Here is a 20,099-nt window from a genome sequence, read left to right as displayed (position 1 = left end):
ATCAACGCTTGCGCACGAACTCGGTGCGCAGGACCAGGCCTTTGATTGCATCATGCCGGCAGTCAATCTCTTCCGGATCGTCTGTCAGCCGGATCGAGCGGATGACCGTGCCCTGCTTCAAGGTCTGGCCGGCGCCTTTGACCTTCAGGTCCTTGAGCAGCACGACGGAGTCGCCATCGGCCAGCACGTTGCCGGAGGCGTCGCGCACTTCTGCGGCTTTTGCTTTTTCGGCGGAAATCTCGGATGCCGGACGCCATTCTCCGGTTGCTTCGTCATAGACATAATCGTCGCCGCTATGATCGCTCATCTGCGGTGTTCCTTTCGCGAATACTGTTGGTCGGTCGTAACGCCAGATGCGCGTCTATCGGGGAAAGGCGGGGCAAGCAAATCAGAGTGATCTGACAGGCACATCGGGCATATCGGCGATCCATTCTGGCGACGTGGAGCACCAGTGACGTCAGCATGGAAAGACCAGCTTGCAGGTGCGGGCCTGGCGCGCATTTTGCATGACCTCCTTTCCGGCTTCGGCATCCGGGATCAGCCCCTTGGCCGTTCTGTCCTTCGGTTTCGTGGCGGTCTGAACCAGCGCCCGTCCGGTTCAAGGCCGCTGTCGCGCCGCGGGACGGCCGGTCATGCCGCTCTCGACAAAACAGGAACGCGGGCTTCGCAGAACCGTGGGTTCCGCTTGCCCGCCCACCTGCTTCGCTCGATCAGGCCTGCCCGGACCCTGAACCGCCCGGCTTGCGCCGGTTCTTTTCGACCGCACCGAAGGACAGAACGGCCAAGGGGCCGATCGCTTCGGGCAAACCGAAAAGGAAACCATCATGGCAAAGCCCGCAACCTCTTCACGTCAAGCTTCTCGCCCTGCCGCCCGTGTCGTGCAGCTCCGCAAGGGCGCCACGATCGAAATGGTCCGCCTAACATGCCCCGATGAAGCGCAGGCGCTCCGGATCGCCGAAAGCTTCGGAACGGCCATCCTCGACAGCGACGGCATCCGCGACATGCACGAGCGCCTTATCGTCGAAACCGCGACTGGCCTCTCCGAGGGCCTCGGCGAACGGGCGATGCAGATCCATCTCCAGCGCATCGTCGGCGCCTATGTCGGATCGGCCCATGGCGCTGGCCAGTTCTACAGCAAGGCCGTCACCGAAGCACGCGATGCGACCGCCAAGGGTGCGTCGGACGCTCGCGACGAGGATATCGATGGCCCGGTCGGTTACGACAGCGCCGCCCAGCGCAAGCGCGAGTTCGCAGCCGACATGGGTATTCAGGCCCACGCGCTCCGCCTGGCAGCTGAAGGCGCCGTCGCAGCCTACGAACAGATTGTCGGCGAAGCGTGGAAGCCTTTCGATCGGCCGGTCGACAATCCCGGCCAGACGCTCGACCGCAAGGCGGCCGCAGCGCAGATGGACGCTCTTGGCTGAGACGTCTCCGGCGGAGCATCCAGCTCCGCCTTCGTCGGGACGAGGCCGTCTCACTCCGAGGCGGCCATTTTTTGTGTCGCCGTTGGAGTAAAGCTCAATGGGGAAACAGAGGAAAGACGAAGAGACGCGGGGCGACATCGCTGCCCCGTCCCGTTCGTCGGTCCTGCAGGATCCGGCGGCAAGCCGCAACGGCTGCGCCGTCCTCCACTGGCGTTCCGGCCGTTCCGGTGCGCCTTCCCCCTGATCGCTCCTGCTTTCGGCCCTCCGCGACGGGGCCGCGATGGGCGCGGCCTCCTGAAACGGAGGTTTGGAAATGAGCAGGAAAACAGCAAACACGCGGACCGATATCTATGCACGCATCACCGACAGGATCGTCGCCGATCTGGAAAAGGGCGTGCGCCCATGGGTGCAGCCGTGGAGTGCGGCCAATCTATCGGGCCGGGTGAGCCGGCCGCTTCGTCACAACGGACAAGCTTACACCGGCCTCAATGTTCTGCTTCTGTGGTCGGAGAGCGTCGCCAGTGGTTTCATGTCGTCAACATGGATGACGCTGCGCCAGGCAAACGAACTCGGCGCTCACGTGCGCAAGGGCGAGAGCGGCGCGACCGTCGTCTATGCCAGCCGCTTCACCAAAACCGAGACGGACGCGGGCGGCGGAGAGGTCGAGCGCAATATTCCCTTCCTGAAGGCCTATACAGTTTTCAATTGCGATCAAATCGATGGCCTTGCAGATCATTATTACAGTCGCCCCGAACCGATCGCGAAACCGCTCGAGCGTATCGAGCATGCCGATCGCTTCTTCGATAACACGGGCGCTGTCGTCCGTTACGGCGGCGACAAGGCCTATTATTCTCCTGCCTCCGACCACATCCAGCTGCCGCGGCCCGAACAGTTCCGGGACATGGCCTCTTTCGTTGCGACGAGAGCGCACGAAACCTTGCATTGGGCGGGCGGTCCCGCCCGACTGAACAGGGACCTGAGCCGCTACCACAAGGATCGCCGTGAGAGGGCGTTCGAAGAGATGCTGGTGGAGCTTGGGGCAGCGATGATCTGCGCCGATCTGGGTATCGTGCCAGAGTTGGAGCCTCGGCCGGATCATGCCGCCTATATCCAGAGTTGGGCCGAAATCCTCGGATCCGACAAGCGGGCGATCTTCAATGCGGCGGCGCATGCGCAGCGCGCTGTCGCCTATCTGCACGACCTTCAGCCGCAGGCAGCTTCCGGAAAGGAGGCGGCCTGATGCTCCAGGTGTCGAACTTTACCGGGGATGGCGCGTCCTCCCCGATCCGGCTGCGGGCGCTTTCGCTCGGCGCCGGCGTCCAGTCCACCACCATGGCGTTGATGGCAGCGCATGGTGAGATCGGGCCGATGCCCGATTGCGCGATCTTCGCCGATACTGGTTGGGAGCCAAAAGCCGTCTACGATCATCTTGAATGGTTGATGTCGCCGAATGTCGTTCCGTTCCCGATCCATGTCGTCTCGGCCGGCAATATTCGCGACAATCTCATGGACGCCGCTGCCGGCAAACGGTGGGCTTCGATTCCGGCTTTTGCAAAAACCGTGACGCCAGCCGGGAGCGCACGACCGGTTCTCGATGAGGACGACGACGGCGAACTCGTCCAGATCGGTTCCCGCGCGACATCGCGCGAGACCGTATCGATCGGCATGATGCGCAGGGCCTGCACTGCGGATTACAAGATCGTGCCGATCCGGAGGAAGGTCCGGGAATTGTTGGGCCTCACGCGCAAGCGATCACCTGATCATCCCGTCGCGGAGCAGTGGATTGGCATTTCGACAGACGAGGCCAGCCGGATCAAACCCTCGTTCGAGGACTGGCAGATCAATCGTTGGCCGTTGATCGAACAACGCATGAGCAGGCGCGATTGCCTGGCCTGGTTGCGCCGTCATGATTATCCGACGCCCCCGAAATCGGCCTGCATCGGATGCCCGTTTCACGATAACGGACGCTGGCGCCACATGCGTGATCATGATCCGGAAGCCTGGGCAGACGCGGTGAAAGTCGATCGAGCGCTGCGGACCGGCATTCGACGCATCCGTGGCGAAGTTTATCTTCATCGCTCATGTGTTCCTCTTGACGAAGCCGACCTGTCGACGGCCGCCGATCATGGCCAACTCGATCTCTGGCCCATCGAATGCGAAGGCATGTGTGGCGTCTAGGGCAGCCTTCCGGCGCTGCGGTAACGGCTGACCGCTCCATTTGGAGCGGAAGAGGCACCGCCATATGGTGGAACTCTGCCGTGAAAGACGCCGGCCCAGTCAGTTTCTGAAGTGGGGGACACGTTCCATGCCGACCAGCCGTTGCGGTGTGGGGCGCTGAGGGCAAGGGGGATCGCAGCATAGCGGAGGCCCTTGCCGGTTGGGAGGAGACACCATCCAGTCGAAGATGGCTCTGATGTCGAACGGTCGGTAATGCAGACGCACCCATCGGCGATGGCGTCGAAGGGAACGGCAGGTCCGCAGCCGTGACGTGGTGTGAGCATGGTCCCGAAAACGATTGTGCCAGCGGCGTGCTGGTGGTGAGTTCAACGATTGGTCTCGCGGCATGTCGTGGTCGATCCGGTTCGGACAGGCCACACCCACGCAGACCTCGATGAATCTGTTGTGACCGAAGGACGCCTTCGTCTCGATCGCCTTGGCCGCAACGGCCATACGCAACTTTCTTCCCCTGCGAACAGGTTCGCATTCCTCGCGGGCCAAGAAAGCCGCTCCCGGCCGTCCTCCACTTCGTTCCGGCCGCCAGCGGTGCGGCGTCGATCGCCGTCGGTCTTAACACCGTCATCGAGGACGCGATGGGCGCGGCCCGAGCAAACCGGAAAAGGAACACGACAATGGCAGTCATCGGCGAATTCACCACCAACGGCAACAACTCCATCATCGGCAACGTGCGCACGCTCACCGTCAGCATGAAGGCCCGCCTGAACCCCATCGAGCGCGTCTCGCGCGACGCTCCGGACTTCCGCATCACCGCCGGCAACGGCGTCGAGGTCGGCGCGGGTTGGAACAAGGTCTCCAACGACGGCGAGCCCTTCATCTCCGTCAAGCTCGACGACCCGAGCTTCAATGCCCCGATCACCGCAGCCCTTTGGCCGGGCGAGAAGGAAGGCGAATACGCCCTCATCTGGAACCGCCCGAAGCGGGAGGCCTGAGCACCCAGAGGAGCTCCGCTCGACAAGGCGGGGCTCTTTTTCGTCTTTTTCTCACATGGTGAAGCCGGAGGTGGGCATCGAGCCCATTTCATCACTCGGTCGCGATGGATTTCACAGCTGAAGCGACGACGGCGAGAGCATTCTCATCAAGGCCGATCACACCATCCTGTTTTTCGCCGATCAGCTTGGGCGTCGCACCGCTATTGTCCCAAATCCAGGCTCTGTCAGCTCGTTCGAGAAACCACGGAAGTTGATCGAGCGATCTTGCGTAACGGGCACGCACTTTATCAGCCGGAACGTCGTGTCCACCCTTCGCAACGCGAAGTTTGATACGTTCGATCGACCGCTCCGGGCTGTCCAAAACGGTGTAGAAAAGCCAGATGGCAAATCCCACGGCTTCAGCCGCCTCAACCAGACGGCGGTACTTATCCGTCGATAAAACGGTCTCTACCCCGATCGTCTTATGAACGGATATCGATGACTGAATCCAGGCCTCAATGCGCTGAACAGCAACCAAGTTGGCTTCCGGAAGTGGTTTGTTTTCTACCTCACTGATCCGGCCGGCGAGAAGATCGGGGTTGACGATCCATACGGAGCGCCCTTCCAACTCGAGATCCGCATTTGCGTAGACGCTGCTCTTACCGGATCCGTTCGGGCCAGCAACAATCAGAAAGACGGGCTGCTCAAGCTTTTTCAGGCGCACGATCGACAACGCCAGTCACGGCCTTATTATCACGGCGGGCCTTGGCGACATTCCTGCTGAAGACATAGGTAAGATCTTGCCCGAAAGTTTGGCTTTTTGCGTCGATCGTCCGCACAGTGACGAACTGCCCGCTGCTCGAATCCCGAACCCGTTTCTCCGTAACCGCTTTGCCACGCACTCCGGACTTAGGGCCATTAAGCTTTTTGACGACGACTTTTGCCATGTCTGCTCCAATTTTTCACCTTAATATAGCAAGCATCATAGAGCACGAAAAGACCAGTCCTCCTAATGCGTACTCTCGATTCATCCGGTGTCGCCGAGCAGGTTGCGAACAGGATCGCTGTTCGGTAGCCGACCGCTTGGGAGGCGAGAGACGAGACTGCAGAAGCATCGCGCAAACGCTGCCTGAGCACGTTCTACGTTCGCGGCTTGGCCAAGTTCCCCCGTGTGAACGATGCTGCCGCGGGCGTGGTAGAGTTCAATGATACTTTGCTGATAGGAGGAAACGCGGGGAACGCCTTTCATGCAAATTCCAGCCCGGCGCTTGATGCGTTCCGCCACGCCTGGCTGATAGTGGTCGGTGAGCAACGTTTCGAACGCCACCGCAAGAGCGACAATCGCCTCCGACTCGTTGGCATGTGAACCGAATGACTGTCGGAACCAGTCGAGCGCGGTGACGATGCGCTTGTAGAACCTCGCCTCCATCTTTGAGCCGGCCGTGAGATGGACGTGCCGGAAATATCCCTGCTCGACAGTCTTGAGCGCAGCCACGATTTGTCTTTCGAAACGCTTCATCGTGTTCGTCTCCATCGCCTCTGTCGAGACTACGGCGGCGACATCCGACAGTCTCGCGAGATCCAGCGCCGACACGTTCATGGGGACGCGCCGGGTGGCAATCTTTCCAGAGCGTCGACCTTCCCCGATCAGATAGTGGCGGATGTCGAGTGTTTCCCAGTTGTTGACGTGAGCGGACGAGCTGAATTTGTCGATCGAGCCGTCCCGCTCGACCGACAGCGCGTGAAGCATCAGTAGCGCGGACGCAGCCGACCGGATCTTGAGAGTGTAGACAAACTGGTTTTCATACATGTCTCCCGTGTGCGATGTCAGCTTGACGAGCAGCAACGGGTTAGTTTTAAGCCATTGCGCAGCATGCGAGAAATGTTCGATGTCGCCTCGCTCTATACGTTGCCGTATGCCCAACCCGCGTGCCATTTCGATCAGGCGGTCATGTGCCCGCGCGACTGAATTGGTCTGGGCGCTGACGGCAAACCCGGCCGCACGAAACAGGATGTGGCTTTTCAGTCCCGAATTCCTCCAGGGCAGCATCTCCATCTTCATGCCGAAGCTGGTTAGCGGATAAAGGACGAACCCGGGACGCTCGACTCCGGCCGAAGCGAGATCACTCAGCATTTTTCCGGGAACGCCACCCCCACCTTGCTTAGCGCATGCGAGAACATGCTCATCCAAGAGAGACGTACCGACATAAATTTCCTTTGACCACAGCGATCGGGCGATAGCCGCGCGAATATTTACGATATGGTGTTCGATTGCGCCCCGTTCACTGTCGCTGAGTTTCTTCTCATCCGTAACCAGATGATCGATCGAGTTGAACAGATTGAGCTGATTGTGTTTGCTGGCAAGGAAGGCGTCGGACTGGTTGACCGACTTTGACTGCGGAGTGACGACCGTGGCGATTGAGGGATGGCGCAACTGCTCACCATGATGGAGTTTGGACAGAGAAGGTTAATCGAAGCGGCAAAAATCGCCGAATTTTACGAGTAGCTGATGAGCTGCGTCCGGCTTTTCTGCCAGGCCTCGTTGAGATCCAAACGATGCCGTTCAATCCAGGCTACAATCTCCTCCTCGTACGGGCCGGCGCTACCTTCAAGTCGCCGGAGGGTGTCGAGGTTGAAAGCCACGTTGATTCCTCCGCCACGAACGACAACGTTTGCCGGCATCGCGAGATCAGCACAGGTTACGACAGCACTTGCACGGTCATACCCGTGTCGCGACGCGACAACCTCGCGCAATTCCTCCAAGGCCGCTTTCCCTGCCGAATAAATTCCCACGTTCTCAAGCTCGTGGCGGCCGTGAAGTTCGAAGTCATACGGGATGTAGCCGTCCTCCGTCCGGTATAATACTTCTTCAAATTCCTTAGGATCGATGGGCCGGAACGAGAGATACCAGGTCTCTTCTTTCGTCGCTGTCATCAACATCACTCTTTCCAGCTCCGAAGCGTTCAGACCCGCCACGGACTCGACGCAGGAAAGGCCCATGAACTTCGCGAACCTCGGACCGTCGTTTTTCCGGGACCAGGCAGAATAGTTGAAAAGCTTGCGGTCCCGCGTCGGAATTTTGACCTTAATTCTGATGCGCGTCTTATCGGCCGTCCACACACGCCCCTGGCGAAGCTTCGTTTGCTCGACTTTTTCAACATAAGAACGGTGCACTGGATCGAGTTGTTCTCCCGTCGTCAGTCCGTGCCCCTCGTGCCTTTCATCGGTCGTCAGCCATACGACGTCGCGCAATGGCTCTTCGGACCGCCTGGTGACGTGACCCTGGTTGAGCTGAGATGCCAAAATTCCCTCGGCAAGGGAAACAGAAGTATGATGAAAAAGGATCATTGTTATTCCGGGAGACAAATGACTGGAAGTTGCAAACTGCTATAGACCATCGAAATGCGAATGTTTACCCCTGATGGATTGATGTCGCTTAGGTCTGCCGGAAACTATGTGAGTGAAGGGAAGCGCAGCAGATGGCTGAAATTCCGATCCGATTTTTGCCGTATCCGTCGTACTTCTTCGCAGCGTCGCCGCTGGACCCGAGGTACTGCTTTTACGCCGGAATCGCACGCTGATCGGCGAGTGGTGCCAGATTGCCGGTGGAATTGAAGAGGGGGAGAAAGCATGGGAAGCAGCGCTGCGCGAAGTTCGTGAAGAAACCGGCCTGACTTGTGGTCAGCTCTATTCGGCAGACATATGTGAGCAGTTCTATGAGGCGGATCGCGACGCAATCAGCATGCTGCCGGTCTTCGTTGGTTTCGTGGATGCTGGGGCAACTGTTGTCATCAATCACGAACATAGCGAATTTCGATGGGTGCCGTTCGAAACGGCCTTGGGGATGGTGCCTTTTGCGGGTCAACGCCATGTGCTGAAGCATGTGCAGGCCGAGTTCGTACAGCGACAGCCGGTTCGACACCTCCTTATCTATTCGACGCGTGGAGCAATGCGATGTTCATGACGTCGAGTCAGAGCCGTCTCGGCATCGCTCGACTGTCGAACGACAGGTAGTTCAGACGCACCCATCGGCGATGGCGTCGAAGGAACGGCAGGTCCGCAGCCGTGACGTGGTGTGAGCAGGGTGCCGAAAACGATTGTGCCAGCGGCGTGCTGGTAGTGAGTTCAACGATTGGTTTCTCGGCATGTCGTGCGCAATCCGGTTCTGGCTGGCCACACCCACGCAGACCTCGATGGATCTGGTGTGACCGAAGGACGCCTTCGTCTCGATCGCCTTGGCCGCAACGGCCATACGCGACTTTCTTCCCCTGCAAACAGGTTTGCATTCCTCGCGGGCCAAGAAAGCCGCTCCCGGCCGTCCTCCACTTCGTTCCGGCCGCCAGCGGTGCGACGTCGATCGCCGTCGGTCTTAACACCGTCATCGAGGACGCGATGGGCGCGGCCCGAGCAAACCGGAAAAGGAGCACGACAATGGCAGTCATCGGCGAATTCAACACCAACGGCAACAACTCCATCATCGGCAACGTGCGCACGCTCACAGTCAGCATGAAGGCCCGCCTGAACCCCATCGAGCGCGTCTCGCGCGACGCTCCGGACTTCCGCATCACCGCCGGCAACGGCGTCGAGGTCGGCGCGGGTTGGAACAAGGTCTCCAACGATGGCGAGCCCTTCATCTCCGTCAAGCTCGACGACCCCAGCTTCAATGCCCCGATCACAGCAGCCCTTTGGCCGGGCGAGAAGGAAGGCGAATACGCCCTCATCTGGAACCGCCCGAAGCGGGAGGCCTGATCACCGCAACGAGCTCCGCCGAAAGGCGGGGCTCTTTTCGTGTCGCGAGGGAGAGCCGGGCGCAGGCATCGAGCCTGCTTCCGGCTTTTCCGGTGCCATACGAGGAGTTGTGGGCTGCTCAGTTCGTCCAAGGGTGCCATGGCGAAACGAAGGCGTCCAGCACGAGCGGCGCCTCCAATTTGCTCCTTCCGCCTATGGCGGCTCCCGCAAATCGGTTCCTCCCCTCGCCGCCTCCGGCGGTCGCGTCCCGCGATGCTGGACCCCTCCGCTCCGCCATGACGCGCGGCGTCGTCTTTCACAAACGTCAAGGAGACGACGATGACGATTTCTCTCGAAATTCAGCGCGAAGAGCTTCGGGCCGAATTCAGGAATGCCTGCGATCCGGCCGAGCGCCGCCGGATTGCGGCGGAGCTGGAGATGGTACAGGCGGAGCTTGCAACGATCGAGGCCGAACAGGACGGACGCATCAGCGCGGAGCCTCCTTTCTAGGAGGCTTCCATCATGCTGCCGTTTCCGGCGGCGTGGTCGCTTCAGCCGTTCAGTGCGTCCTTGACCGCTTTGCCGGGCGTAAAGGTCAGCTTCTTCGATGCCGCGATCTTGATCGTAGCACCCGTCGCCGGATTGCGTCCCTCGCGCTCCGGAGTGTCCTTCAGCTTGAACTTTCCAAATGATGGGATCGACGTTTCTGCGCCAGCAAGCGCCGCGTCGGTGATCTGCTTGAAGACGCTCTCGACGATCGTCTTGGCCTGCGCCTTGGTCAGGCTCTGTTCGGCTGCGATCTTGTCGGCGATTTCGTTGGTCGTGGTCATATTGGACATTCCTCATGTTGTTTCGGTCCCTCAGCTTTGGCAATGAAGATGTGGCGAAGAAAGGGGCAGAAAGGCAGGAATCCCCGGAAGGAGCGCGTAAGCCACAGGAAATGCAGCAATGCGGTCGATTGAAACCGGCTATTCGGTGTTGCCCGCGTCCCGATAGCCACGTCGTCTCTTCGTTCGTTCGAGACAGGAGAGTGCTGTGTTCGCATCATCCGGATGATCGAAGGTCTGCATCATCGTCTGGCCGCCCGATCCGATCCGGCCCCAGTTGCGGATGACCGAAGCCCCGCCGAACAGTGTCGGCTGGATCGCCAGAATGTAGAAGCGTCGCATGTTCTGCGCCGTCTCGATGCGGTGAAGATGAACCGGGCATGTCTCCTTGTCTTCCATGCCCTCATTGTCGCTATCTCGGCAAGCAGCGTCCAACGAGTTATCTGAATCGATCCGGTGTCACCGATTCATCGCCGTGATGATTTCAGACAGGGAACTGGGCGAGGCGGCTTCAACGCATGGCTCTATGCGCAAGCGCACCGAACCCGCAAGCGGTTTCGGCCATCCGGTTGCGATCCTCTCGCGGCCGGTTCTACCGGCAGACGGACGCGCCCTGCAGGCGCGGGTCTCTCTTCTCTCTGACTTTGTATTTTGCACCCGCCACTCCGGCGTCAAGGACGTCGTAGCACCTCCAATTTGCAGCCGCCGTCCGCGACGGCTCTTGCAAATCGGCTCCTCCACTCGCCGCCTCCGGCGGTCGCAATGCGATCCCTGACCCCTCGCGTCTACGGCGCAGCCTCCTTGCGTCAGAAAGACGAAAGGAGATTGTCATGACAGAGCAGAAAATCAAATACATCGATGGTGGCAGCCCGGAATACTGGCGTCAGCGGGAAGAGGGTTTTCGGTTGATTCGAGAAGCCGAGCGTGCACATGACCGCGTCACGCGCGCGCCAATGTACATCTCAGGCGCCTATGACGATGACGGCGACGTCATCCCTGTCGAAAACCTCGGTCCATGGGATGCGATGGACGCGGCGATCAGTGCTATCGAGGCGAACGAAACGGCCGTCGATATTCTGGTTGCCCAGCGACGAACCGAGATTGGCGACTGGCGCATCGACACGGTGATCCGTGAACTCAACGTTAGCCCCGATTAATGTCGAGGACGAAAGGTGGTGGTGCCACCTTTCGTCCGTATCCCTGTCTGCGAGCCTCGTCAGCCGGATCGACCGGCCGGCATGGCTAACGAAAGGGGGGCTGCGCCGCCCCTCTCGCCGCTCACCCCATGAGGGAAGGGCAAGCCCCTCCCTCAAACACCCTCCCATGGGGAAAGGGGACGGTTCCCTCCACCCTTTCCCCAAACCCCTATCCCTCTCCCGGGTGCGGCCTGCGGCCGGCTTAAAGCTCCGGGAGATCGGCGTCGCTCATTGGTGATTTTATGCACCGGTGATAGCCTCTCCCCCTGAATTCAGCAGCTTGTCGCAGTGTGCCGGATACAGGTCCCGTACGGCATCCGGGGACGCGCTTTCGGACGTCATGCGATGGACGGCTTCGCATCGCTGGCAGCGGCCCCCTCCTTCTCTTCCTCCCGCTTTCGTTTTCCGGTTGTGGACCGAATCCGGTTCAGCACCGGTGGCAGAAACGGAACATCTTCCCAGGCGACATCGCCTTCGAAGAGCATCTCTCTGTTTCTGTTGCGCCAGGCCACCTCTTCTCTCGTCACAAATGGCGGCGCGATCTCCGTGAACGCCGCCAGTGGCCCAAGCACCAGAGCGCAGAAAAGGCCAACCGTCTTCACGATCGTATCGCCGATCGCTGGCAGAATGGCCATGCTGACGATCGCCCCGGCGCCGAGAAACGGAATGGCGATGATGAACGCCACCCAGGTCATCAACGGCCCCATCAACGAGTACCAGTCTTTTCTCCAATGCATCATGCGCGCTTCCTTTCGTTCTGTCAGGGTGTGGAAGGTTCCGGCCCCTTGGCCGGCGCATCGCCTTGATGGAACCTGTTCTTGCCGACGATCCTCGTCATCTCGTCGCGGCGGAACCAGATGGCGCGGCCGCATCTGAGCGGCGCGTTGCCAGCCGTGAACACGATCTGCTCGTCGGTCCGCATGCGCATCACCTCATGCGGCAGGATCAGCCGCCGGTTCGAAAGCTGCTTCGACCGCGAGCGCGACGATCCCTTCATTCCGGTCGACCGGTTCGTCTGGTCGACCTCGATCGTCGTGTCGCCGCATCGCTTCGAGATGTAGTCGGCCGTGTCGGGATCGTTGATCGCCGCGAACGAGATCCATGACGCCGACTCGAACCATTTGCTCGTGGCGTCCCGACCGCCATAGGCCTCGCGCATCTGCCCGAGGCTCTGGAAGATCAGCGTCAGCGTGATGCCGTATTTGCGACCGGCATCGCGCGCTGTCTCGAGGATGCGCAGATAGCCGAGACGGGCCACCTCGTCGAGCAGGAACAGCGTCCTGCCCTCGACCTCGCCGTTGCGATTATAGATCGCGTTCAGGAACGCGCCGATCACGACGCGGGCAAGGCCCGGATGTGCCTCCAGCACTTTCAGGTCGAGTGCGATGAAGATGTCCGTCTCGCCCTTGGCGAGATCGTCCGTCGAGAAGCTGTCGCCGGACACCAGGGCGGCATAGTTCGGATAGGAGAGCCAGTGCGTTTCCTTGACGGCGTTGGCATAGACGCCGGAGAACGTCTCCGGCGTCATGTTGACGAACACCGCGACGTTCTCCCGGACGAATTCGGATTCGGACTGCTCGTAAATCCGCGTCAGCCGCTCGCGCAGTTTCGGTTCAGGCTCCGAGAGATTGGCGCGCACCCGGCGCAGCGTCTGGTCCTGTTCGTCCGTATGCCCTGACAGGCACACGTCTGCGATCAACGCGGTCAACAGCTGCATGGCGGAAGCCCGGAAGAAGTCGTCGCGGGCGGACGCAGTCCGCGCGTTGTCGGTCATGATCCAGGTCGCGACCGACACGATATCCTCCTCCTTCGTTCCGCCAAACCGCCCGATCCAGTCGAGCGCGTTGAAGCCGATGGCGGGCGTGGCGGGATCGAGCACGATCACTTTTCGGCCGGCCTTGCGCCGGTGTTCCGAGACCATCGGCGCCACCTCGCTCGACGGGTCCAGAACCACAAGCCCGCCACCCCATTTGAGCGCCGTCGGGATCGTCAACGATGTCGTCTTGAAACCGCCGGAGCCGGCAAAGACGATGCCGTGCGACGAGCCGAACGAGCCGTCGAAGCAGAGCAGCGGGGACTTGCCGCCCGCGCCCCATGTCTCGCGCTGATCGGCGCGGAACGACATGCCCGCCACACTGTCGCGATCGACGCGATAGCGTTCTCCGATGACGATGCCGCCCGCATCGGGAAACAGTCTTCCCGCTTCGACCACGCCCATCCAGTCCGCCTCGCCATGCACGGCCCGCTTGCCGCGGACACGGCGCGGCGCCGGACTGGCAAATGCAGCCTTGCCCTTGATGACGACGCGAAGTGCGAAGACGCCGGCGAGGAATGGGCCGGCCGCACCGAGCGCTGTCGCCGGGTCCGTGTAGGCGAGGACGGACTGGTCCGTGGGGACGCTTCCGGCGATGCCGGAAAGACGAGCCGCCTCGCGGATCATCGCGATGATAATCGCCGCGACGTTTCCGCTGACGACGCTCCATCCAGCCGTCTTTATGTTGGCGGCACCGTTGGCCGCGAACAGGAACATCGTACCTATCGCAGCCGCTGCGATGTAGGGCAGGGCGATGCCGAACCGCCCGAGCATCAGCTTCGCCTGCGCCGTCCTTCCGAACGCCGCCAGCCAGTGCTCGATCCCCGGCATCAGGATCACCGCGGCGATCATCGTCGTGGCGGGGACGACGGCGAGGAGAATTCTATTCGCCGTCACGACCAAAGGCCTCCGCCCCTATCGTGGTGAGGCGCGATCGCTCGGCATCGTCGCCCTTGATGCGGCGACCTGCATCGATCAGCATGCCGAGCAGCAGTGCCCGTTTCTCGTAGCGCAGCCCGGCCTTGACGATCAGGCCACCCAGCTCGATCTTCTCGCGGGTGTCCTTCTTTCGGGCGTCGGTCGATGAGGTCCGGTGCATCCGCTCAAGCCTCGCCACGGCTGCCCGCATCCGAGCCAGATGCGAGCGTCGCGCCCGGCTCGCCGGCGGTCCGGCCGTCATCGGCATTTTTCCTTCCGGATGTCCCTGCCTTACCTCCGCGAAAGCGCCCGGCGATGTCCTCGAACGCTGCCTGGAGTTCGGCCTCCTCGATCTCGATCTCGCCAAGACCGGCCTTCAGCGCGACGCGGCCGATGCGCTCGGCCTCCCGCGTCTCCGCCTGTCTGAGCTGGTCCTGAAGGCGGGCGATTTCTTCACGTATCTTCGATGACGGTTTCTTCATTCCGGTCGGATCTCCCTGGAAGTCTCGCGGTGATGTTCTCGCCGCCAGACTTCCTCAAAAGCACGTCCGAAGGAACGTGCAGATTTGCACGTCGGCAAAGCCGACACTTTGGAAGATGATCCCGCCGTTCCGAAGGAGCGGATCCAAGGGCGCAATTATACGTCGCTGGCGCGACGCGTTGCTCAATGACCCTGGCGGGGCCGCTATTCGCGACGAGCAGCTTGTTTCGACCGATTGACCGGGAGTATTCGCCGCCGTGGCCATCGCCCACTTCTCAGCCAGCATCGTCAGCCGCGGCGACGGCCGCAGCGCGGTGCTGTCGGCGGCCTACCGGCACTGTGCGAAGATGCACTACGAGCGTGAGGCGCGCACCATCGACTACACCCGCAAGGTTGGGCTCCTTCACGAAGAGTTCCTTTTGCCGGACCATGCGCCGAAATGGGTCCGGATGCTGATCGCCGACCGCTCTGTCGCCGGCGCTTCGGAGGCCTTCTGGAACAGGGTCGAGGCTTTCGAGAAGCGGATCGACGCCCAGCTCGCCAAGGACCTGACGGTGGCGCTGCCGCTGGAGCTCACAGCCGAGCAGAATATCGCGCTCGTCCGTGACTTCGTGGAAAAGCACATTCTCTCCAGAGGGATGGTTGCCGACTGGGTTTATCACGACAATCCCGGCAATCCGCACATCCACCTGATGACGACACTGCGGCCGCTGACCGAATACGGTTTTGGCGCGAAGAAGGTCGCGGTGATCGGCGAGGAGGGCGAACCTCTGCGGACGAAAGCCGGGAAGATCGTCTATGAGCTATGGGCCGGCGGAACGGACGACTTCAACGCGTTTCGCGACGCCTGGTTCGAACGGATGAACCATCACCTGGCGCTCAACGGCATCAATTTGCGCGTCGACGGGCGATCCTACGAGAAGCAGGGTATCGATCTGGTGCCGACCATTCATCTCGGCGTCGGCGCCAAGGCGATCGAGCGTAAGGCCGAAGGGGAGGGACGCAAAGCCGAGCTCGAACGCCTTGAGCTCAACGAGGAGCGGCGCGAGGAAAATGCCCGCCGCATCCGGGAGAATCCCGAACTCGTGCTGGATCTCATCACCCGCGAGAAGAGCGTCTTCGACGAGCGCGATGTCGCCAAAATCCTGCATCGCTATATCGACGATGCGGGCCTGTTCCGCAACATGATGGCGCGCATCATGCAGAGTGGGCAAGTGCTGCGGCTGGAGCGCGAGCGGATCTCGTTGGCAACCGGCAAGCGCGAGCCGTCGAAGTTCACGACGCACGAGCTGATCCGCCTCGAAGCGACGATGGCCCGGAGCGCGATGTGGCTTGACCGACGCTCCTCGCATGGTATCGGCAAGGCCGTTCTCGACGCGACCTTCGCGCGCCACGACCGGCTGTCGCAGGAACAGCGGACAGCGCTTGCGCATATCGCCGGCGCCAATCGCATAGCCGCCGTCGTTGGCCGTGCCGGAGCGGGCAAGACCACAATGATGAAAGCGGCCCGCGAGACATGGGAAGCCGCCGGATATCGCGTCGTGGGCGCAGCGCTTGCTGGCAAGGCGGCGGAGGGTCTGGAGAAAGAGGCCGGCATCATCGCGCGCACGCTGTCGTCGTGGGAACTACGCTGGCAGCAGGAGCGTGACCGCCTCGACGACAGGACCGTCATGGTGCTGGATGAGGCGGGCATGGTGTCGTCGCGGCAGATGGCGATGCTTGTCCAGGCAGCGACCGAGGCCGGGGCCAAGCTGGTGCTGGTCGGTGATCCCGATCAGCTCCAGCCGATCGAAGCGGGCGCCGCATTCCGCGCGATCACCGACCGCATCGGCTATGCCGAACTTGGCACGATCTATCGTCAGCGCGAGGCGTGGATGCGTCGCGCCTCGGTCGATCTTGCCCACCGTCAAGTCGGGTCGGCGCTCGCAGCCTATGACCGCGCGAACCTGATCCATTCGCACTGGTCGAAGGACGAGGCCATAGCCTCGCTGATCGAAGACTGGAACCGCGACTACGATCCGGCGAGGTCTTCTCTCATTCTCGCCCATCGACGACTCGACGTGCGCGCACTCAACGAACTCGCCCGCGAAAGGCTGGTCGGGCGCGGTCTCGTCGGCGAGGGCTTCGCCTTCCGGACAGAAGAGGGCGAGCGTCGCTTCGACGCCGGCGACCGGATCGTCTTCCTGAAGAACGAGGGATCGCTCGGCGTCAAGAACGGCATGCTGGCGAAGGTGGTCGAAGCCGCACCCGGCAGGTTTGTCGCCGAGATTGGCGAAGGGGAGGATCGCCGCCAGGTGACGGTCGATCAGCATCTCTACGCCAATGTCGATCATGGCTATGCGACCACCATCCACAAATCGCAGGGCGCGACGGTCGACGTCGTCAGGGTGCTCGCCTCCGGCACGATGGACCGCCATCTGACCTATGTCGCGCTCACCCGTCATCGTGATGCAGCCCGGCTCTATGTCGGCATGAACGAGTTCACCAACCGCGGCGGCGTTCTCGTCGATCACGGAGAGGCTCCCTACGAGAACAAGCCCGAGAACCACGACAGCTATTTCGTCACGCTCGAAACCGGCGAGGGGAAGCAGAACACCATCTGGGGCGTCGACCTGAAGCGCGCGATGGCAGAGGCGGCGCCTCAGATCGGCGACCGCATCGGCCTCGACCACAAGGGTTCCGAAATGGTCCGTCTTCCCGACGGCAAGAAGGTCAAGCGCCATACCTGGAAGGTCGTCGACATCCGCGAGCTGGCGCTGTCGCGGATGACGGAACGCATGTCGCGCGACGCAGCGAAGGAAACGACGCTCGACTACGAGAACGCCAGCTTCTATCGCGCGGCACTCCGCTTCGCCGACACGCATGGCCTGCGCCTCATGAACGTCGCCCGGACCATGATGCGCGACCGGCTCGACTGGACGGTCCGGCAGAAACAGCGGCTTGCCCGTCTCGGAAGCCGGCTGCTCGCCATCGGCGGCAAGCTCGGTCTCGTTTCCAGCACTCAGCAGCAACAATCGCTTTCCAGCAACATGAAGGAGGTCAGGCCGATGGTTGCCGGCATCACCATTCATCCGAAATCCCTCGACCAGGCGGTCGAGGACAAGCTCGCCGCCGATCCCGGTCTGAAGAAGCAATGGGAGGAAGTCTCCTCCCGTTTTCATCTGATCTACGCCCAGCCCGAAGCCGCCTTCCGCGCGGTCGATGTCGACGCGGCGTTGAAGGATCCGGCGACTGCGAAATCCACGCTCGCGAAGATCGCGAACGAGCCGGAGAGTTTTGGAGCGCTCAAAGGCAAGACCGGCCTGTTCGCCAGCCGCGTGGAGAAGGAGGACCGCGATATTGCACACGTCAATGCGCCGGCGCTTTCGCGTGACCTCGAACGTTATCTTCAGATGCGAACGAACGCCATGCAGCGCCTTGAAACGGAGGAGAGGGCAATCCGGCATCGCGTCTCGATCGACATTCCGGCACTGTCGCCGTCCGCCCGCACGGTGCTCGAACGGGTGCGCGATGCGATCGACCGCAACGACCTTCCCGCAGCACTCGGATATGCGGTCAGCGACAAGGAGGCCAAGCTCGAAATCGACGGATTCAACAAGGCTGTATCGGAACGCTTCGGTGAACGCAGCCTGCTGCCGAACGCCGCGCGCGAACCGTCCGGGCGGCTGTTCGAGCAGCTCGCCAAGGGGCTCCAGCCCCAAGAGAAGGAGCACCTGGCCGAGGCATGGCCGGTGATGCGCACCGCCCAGCAACTCGCTGCCCACGAGCGCACCGCCGCGACCTTGAGGCAGGTCGAGGACCTGCGGCTATCGCAGCGCCAGACACCGGTGATCAAGCAATGACGCCGCGCCGGGCGATCATCCTGATCCGTGCCTCTGTGACCGTCATTCTCTGCGAATCGGTCGTCGCCGCGGTCGGCGGCTATCGCCTGAACCTAACACCAAGCGAGCCGCTCGGGCTCTGGCGCATCGAGGCATTGAACCGCTCCCCTGAGGTCGGGGATCTGGTGTTCATCTGCCCGCCGTCGAACGCGCCGTTCATCGAGGCGCTAGAGCGCGGATATCTCCACCGCGGGCTTTGCAGGGGCGGTTTTGCGCCGCTGATCAAGACCATTGTCGCTCTTCCCGGCGACCGGGTCGAGATCGCCGGCGAGGTCATCATCGACGGCCGCCCGGTACCCGCATCCGCTGTGCGGGCGACGGATGGTGCCGGCAGGGCGATCCATCCCTATCCCGGCGGCGTCGTGCCACCCGGCCATCTCTTTCTTCACTCATCCTTTGCGAGCTCCTATGATTCACGATATTTTGGGCCGATCCCGGCATCCGGCCTTCTCGGTCAGGCGCGGCCGGTGTTCACGTTTGACCCGTGACCGCTGGCGTGTGGCGCTCCTGATCCTGCTTTCGATCGCCGTCGGAGCGGTCGGCTGGAGCGGCGAGGCCCTCCTTCTTCCGACAGCCATGCTCTTTCCGTTGCTATGGGCGCAATCTCCATCACGACTGGTTGCGGGCGCGGTGTCTGCCGGGTACTTCCTCACCGCCTCGCGCGGCCTGCCGCAGGGTGTGGCGAACTTCTACGCCGCCGATTTCTGGCCCGGCCTCCTGCTATGGCTGGCGGCCTCGGCCGGCTTTGTCGCCGTGCATGCGGCGTTCTGGCCCGCGCGCTTGCAAAAGAGGCTCCCGGGAAGGGGCGCTCTGGGTTGGGGAAAGCCGGTGCGCTACCTTGCGGCCGCGGTGCTGATGGGGCTGCCGCCCTTCGGCATCACCGGGTGGGCGCATCCACTGACCGCAGCGGGCATTCTGTTTCCCGGCTTTGGATGGTGGGGGCTGGGTGCGACCACAGCCGGCCTCGCGATGATGACATCGCGATACTGGCCGGCTGCTGCCATTGCCCTGGGAGGCTTCTGGTTCTGGTCCGCCGCTACGTGGACGCAACCTGTCCTACCGGATGGATGGAAAGGCGTCGACCTCGAACAGGGTCAAACGCTTGGACGTGATGGTTCGCTTGACCATCACCGTGACCTGATCGCAACGGTGCGCGCGGCGGCAGGAGCGGAAACCCGTGTCATCGTTCTTCCCGAAAGCGCCCTCGGCTTATGGACCCCGACTGTCGCACGGCTTTGGCAGGCGGGCTTGCGAGGGGCGGACGTCACCGTGATCGCCGGCGCGGCCGTCATCGATCCGGGCGGCTACGACAACGTCATGGTGACGGTCTCGGAGGGTGAAGCACGGATCCTCTATCGCGAGCGCATGCCGATCCCGGTATCGATGTGGCAGCCATGGTTGCAATGGACCGGGCAGGGCGGTGGCGCTCAAGCGCATTTCTTCGCCAACCCGGCCGTGGATCTCGCTGGCACGAGGATCGCGCCGCTGATCTGCTACGAGCAGCTCATCGTCTGGCCCATACTGCACTCGATGCTGTTTTCCCCCGCCGCCATCGTCGCCACGGGCAACGGATGGTGGACCGAGGGAACGTCGATCGTCGCCATCCAACAAGCAGGCGTGATCGCCTGGGCGAAACTCTTCGGGCGACCCGTCGTCACGGCTTTCAACACATAAGGAGACTTTCG

At 61.9% G+C, this 20,099-nt stretch carries 21 protein-coding genes and 1 pseudogene; 11 read left to right on the top strand and 11 right to left on the bottom strand.

Annotated features, from left to right (window positions below):
* Position 1: 1 nt before the first annotated feature.
* Positions 2-307 (bottom strand): alkylphosphonate utilization protein, encoded by a 306-nt coding sequence (locus RRU01S_RS18620; protein ID WP_045024867.1) that lies wholly within the window; start codon positions 305-307, stop codon positions 2-4.
* Positions 308-824: 517 nt separating this feature from the next.
* Between RRU01S_RS18620 and RRU01S_RS18615 the strand changes: the two genes are divergently transcribed.
* The 4 genes from RRU01S_RS18615 (at position 825) to RRU01S_RS18600 (ending at position 4,591) form a co-directional block, all read left to right on the top strand.
* On the top strand, positions 825-1,424 hold the full coding sequence (locus RRU01S_RS18615; RefSeq protein WP_045231728.1) for a hypothetical protein: 600 nt from the start codon (positions 825-827) through the stop codon (positions 1,422-1,424).
* 313 nt (positions 1,425-1,737) lie between these two features.
* Entirely contained in the window at positions 1,738-2,664 is a 927-nt protein-coding gene (locus tag RRU01S_RS18610; protein ID WP_045231727.1) for an ArdC family protein, read from the top strand.
* A complete protein-coding gene (locus RRU01S_RS18605) occupies positions 2,664-3,602 on the top strand; it encodes a hypothetical protein (protein ID WP_045231726.1) in 939 nt (312 codons plus the stop codon). Before RRU01S_RS18610 ends, RRU01S_RS18605 begins: the two co-directional genes overlap by 1 nt.
* A 671-nt stretch (positions 3,603-4,273) precedes the next feature.
* Positions 4,274-4,591 (top strand): DUF736 domain-containing protein, encoded by a 318-nt coding sequence (locus tag RRU01S_RS18600; RefSeq protein WP_041699416.1) that lies wholly within the window; start codon positions 4,274-4,276, stop codon positions 4,589-4,591.
* Between the two features lie 91 nt (positions 4,592-4,682).
* Here the strand turns inward: RRU01S_RS18600 and RRU01S_RS18595 are convergent, their stop codons facing one another.
* From RRU01S_RS18595 to RRU01S_RS18580, 4 genes are all read right to left on the bottom strand, one after another.
* Positions 4,683-5,294, bottom strand: a complete 612-nt coding sequence (locus RRU01S_RS18595) for an ATPase (RefSeq protein WP_162936981.1) — start codon at positions 5,292-5,294, stop codon at positions 4,683-4,685.
* On the bottom strand, positions 5,275-5,517 hold the full coding sequence (locus RRU01S_RS18590) for a hypothetical protein (protein ID WP_003524955.1): 243 nt from the start codon (positions 5,515-5,517) through the stop codon (positions 5,275-5,277). The genes RRU01S_RS18595 and RRU01S_RS18590 overlap by 20 nt, the downstream gene beginning before the upstream one ends.
* Before the next feature lie 80 nt (positions 5,518-5,597).
* A complete protein-coding gene (locus RRU01S_RS18585; protein WP_010974890.1) occupies positions 5,598-7,004 on the bottom strand; it encodes a HEPN domain-containing protein in 1,407 nt (468 codons plus the stop codon).
* 62 nt (positions 7,005-7,066) lie between these two features.
* Entirely contained in the window at positions 7,067-7,918 is an 852-nt protein-coding gene (locus tag RRU01S_RS18580; protein ID WP_045231725.1) for a DUF4160 domain-containing protein, read from the bottom strand.
* A 131-nt stretch (positions 7,919-8,049) separates the two neighbouring features.
* On the opposite strand from RRU01S_RS18580, the pseudogene RRU01S_RS25515 reads away from it, so the two are divergent.
* The 3 genes and pseudogenes from RRU01S_RS25515 (at position 8,050) to RRU01S_RS26245 (ending at position 9,808) form a co-directional block, all read left to right on the top strand.
* Positions 8,050-8,534: pseudogene (locus tag RRU01S_RS25515) on the top strand (NUDIX hydrolase).
* 467 nt (positions 8,535-9,001) lie between these two features.
* Positions 9,002-9,319 (top strand): DUF736 domain-containing protein, encoded by a 318-nt coding sequence (locus RRU01S_RS18565; protein WP_045024646.1) that lies wholly within the window; start codon positions 9,002-9,004, stop codon positions 9,317-9,319.
* 318 nt (positions 9,320-9,637) lie between these two features.
* Complete coding sequence (locus tag RRU01S_RS26245) at positions 9,638-9,808, top strand: hypothetical protein (RefSeq protein WP_162936979.1); 171 nt, start codon at positions 9,638-9,640, stop codon at positions 9,806-9,808.
* Between the two features lie 41 nt (positions 9,809-9,849).
* On the opposite strand, the gene RRU01S_RS18560 is transcribed toward RRU01S_RS26245, so the two are convergent.
* Together RRU01S_RS18560 and RRU01S_RS18555 are read right to left on the bottom strand one after the other, a co-directional pair.
* Positions 9,850-10,128, bottom strand: coding sequence for an HU family DNA-binding protein (locus RRU01S_RS18560; RefSeq protein ID WP_010891541.1), 279 nt, complete (start codon positions 10,126-10,128; stop codon positions 9,850-9,852).
* A 138-nt stretch (positions 10,129-10,266) separates the two neighbouring features.
* Positions 10,267-10,524, bottom strand: coding sequence for a WGR domain-containing protein (locus tag RRU01S_RS18555; RefSeq protein WP_010974892.1), 258 nt, complete (start codon positions 10,522-10,524; stop codon positions 10,267-10,269).
* Positions 10,525-10,955: 431 nt separating this feature from the next.
* On the opposite strand from RRU01S_RS18555, the gene RRU01S_RS18550 reads away from it, so the two are divergent.
* Positions 10,956-11,282: a hypothetical protein gene (locus tag RRU01S_RS18550; protein ID WP_045025118.1), complete on the top strand. Its 327-nt coding sequence runs from the start codon at positions 10,956-10,958 to the stop codon at positions 11,280-11,282.
* Positions 11,283-11,659: 377 nt separating this feature from the next.
* Here the strand turns inward: RRU01S_RS18550 and RRU01S_RS18545 are convergent, their stop codons facing one another.
* From RRU01S_RS18545 to traC, 4 genes are read right to left on the bottom strand one after another with little or no spacing between them, the layout of a single operon-like run.
* Positions 11,660-12,061, bottom strand: a complete 402-nt coding sequence (locus RRU01S_RS18545; protein WP_045023315.1) for a hypothetical protein — start codon at positions 12,059-12,061, stop codon at positions 11,660-11,662.
* A 20-nt stretch (positions 12,062-12,081) separates the two neighbouring features.
* Positions 12,082-14,031, bottom strand: a complete 1,950-nt coding sequence (gene traG / locus RRU01S_RS18540; protein ID WP_045231723.1) for a Ti-type conjugative transfer system protein TraG — start codon at positions 14,029-14,031, stop codon at positions 12,082-12,084.
* Positions 14,018-14,233, bottom strand: coding sequence for a type IV conjugative transfer system coupling protein TraD (traD, locus tag RRU01S_RS18535; protein WP_045231722.1), 216 nt, complete (start codon positions 14,231-14,233; stop codon positions 14,018-14,020). The genes traG and traD overlap by 14 nt, the downstream gene beginning before the upstream one ends.
* 4 nt (positions 14,234-14,237) lie before the next feature.
* Positions 14,238-14,534, bottom strand: a complete 297-nt coding sequence (traC, locus tag RRU01S_RS18530; RefSeq protein WP_045023309.1) for a conjugal transfer protein TraC — start codon at positions 14,532-14,534, stop codon at positions 14,238-14,240.
* A 256-nt stretch (positions 14,535-14,790) separates the two neighbouring features.
* Here traC and traA point away from each other — a divergent pair, with 256 nt between their 5' ends.
* The 3 genes from traA to RRU01S_RS18515 are packed head-to-tail and all read left to right on the top strand — an operon-like array spanning position 14,791 to position 20,088.
* The gene (gene traA, locus RRU01S_RS18525) at positions 14,791-18,375 is read left to right on the top strand and encodes a Ti-type conjugative transfer relaxase TraA (protein ID WP_045231721.1); all 3,585 of its coding nucleotides are present in this window, start codon (positions 14,791-14,793) and stop codon (positions 18,373-18,375) included.
* Positions 18,372-18,902 (top strand): conjugative transfer signal peptidase TraF, encoded by a 531-nt coding sequence (gene traF, locus RRU01S_RS18520; protein ID WP_045023305.1) that lies wholly within the window; start codon positions 18,372-18,374, stop codon positions 18,900-18,902. The genes traA and traF overlap by 4 nt, the downstream gene beginning before the upstream one ends.
* Complete coding sequence (locus RRU01S_RS18515) at positions 18,892-20,088, top strand: conjugal transfer protein TraB (RefSeq protein WP_045231720.1); 1,197 nt, start codon at positions 18,892-18,894, stop codon at positions 20,086-20,088. The genes traF and RRU01S_RS18515 overlap by 11 nt, the downstream gene beginning before the upstream one ends.
* The last annotated feature ends 11 nt before the right edge of the window (positions 20,089-20,099 follow it).

It is taken from the genome of Agrobacterium rubi TR3 = NBRC 13261 (assembly GCF_000739935.1).
GTDB classification, from domain to species: Bacteria; Pseudomonadota; Alphaproteobacteria; order Rhizobiales; family Rhizobiaceae; genus Agrobacterium; species Agrobacterium rubi.
The sequence above is the reverse complement of the archived record's forward strand: the minus strand, read 5'-3'. Positions and strand labels throughout refer to the sequence as shown.

Bases quoted from the DNA above. Each gene is read 5' to 3' on its own strand.
- RRU01S_RS18620 (WP_045024867.1), bottom strand. From the start codon at position 307: ATGAGCGATCATAGCGGCGACGATTATGTCTATGACGAAGCAACCGGA.
- RRU01S_RS18615 (WP_045231728.1), top strand. From the start codon at position 825: ATGGCAAAGCCCGCAACCTCTTCACGTCAAGCTTCTCGCCCTGCCGCC.
- RRU01S_RS18610 (WP_045231727.1), top strand. From the start codon at position 1,738: ATGAGCAGGAAAACAGCAAACACGCGGACCGATATCTATGCACGCATC.
- RRU01S_RS18605 (WP_045231726.1), top strand. From the start codon at position 2,664: ATGCTCCAGGTGTCGAACTTTACCGGGGATGGCGCGTCCTCCCCGATC.
- RRU01S_RS18600 (WP_041699416.1), top strand. From the start codon at position 4,274: ATGGCAGTCATCGGCGAATTCACCACCAACGGCAACAACTCCATCATC.
- RRU01S_RS18590 (WP_003524955.1), bottom strand. From the start codon at position 5,517: ATGGCAAAAGTCGTCGTCAAAAAGCTTAATGGCCCTAAGTCCGGAGTG.
- RRU01S_RS18580 (WP_045231725.1), bottom strand. From the start codon at position 7,918: ATGATCCTTTTTCATCATACTTCTGTTTCCCTTGCCGAGGGAATTTTG.
- RRU01S_RS18565 (WP_045024646.1), top strand. From the start codon at position 9,002: ATGGCAGTCATCGGCGAATTCAACACCAACGGCAACAACTCCATCATC.
- RRU01S_RS26245 (WP_162936979.1), top strand. From the start codon at position 9,638: ATGACGATTTCTCTCGAAATTCAGCGCGAAGAGCTTCGGGCCGAATTC.
- RRU01S_RS18560 (WP_010891541.1), bottom strand. From the start codon at position 10,128: ATGACCACGACCAACGAAATCGCCGACAAGATCGCAGCCGAACAGAGC.
- RRU01S_RS18555 (WP_010974892.1), bottom strand. From the start codon at position 10,524: ATGGAAGACAAGGAGACATGCCCGGTTCATCTTCACCGCATCGAGACG.
- RRU01S_RS18550 (WP_045025118.1), top strand. From the start codon at position 10,956: ATGACAGAGCAGAAAATCAAATACATCGATGGTGGCAGCCCGGAATAC.
- RRU01S_RS18545 (WP_045023315.1), bottom strand. From the start codon at position 12,061: ATGATGCATTGGAGAAAAGACTGGTACTCGTTGATGGGGCCGTTGATG.
- traD (WP_045231722.1), bottom strand. From the start codon at position 14,233: ATGCACCGGACCTCATCGACCGACGCCCGAAAGAAGGACACCCGCGAG.
- traC (WP_045023309.1), bottom strand. From the start codon at position 14,534: ATGAAGAAACCGTCATCGAAGATACGTGAAGAAATCGCCCGCCTTCAG.
- traF (WP_045023305.1), top strand. From the start codon at position 18,372: ATGACGCCGCGCCGGGCGATCATCCTGATCCGTGCCTCTGTGACCGTC.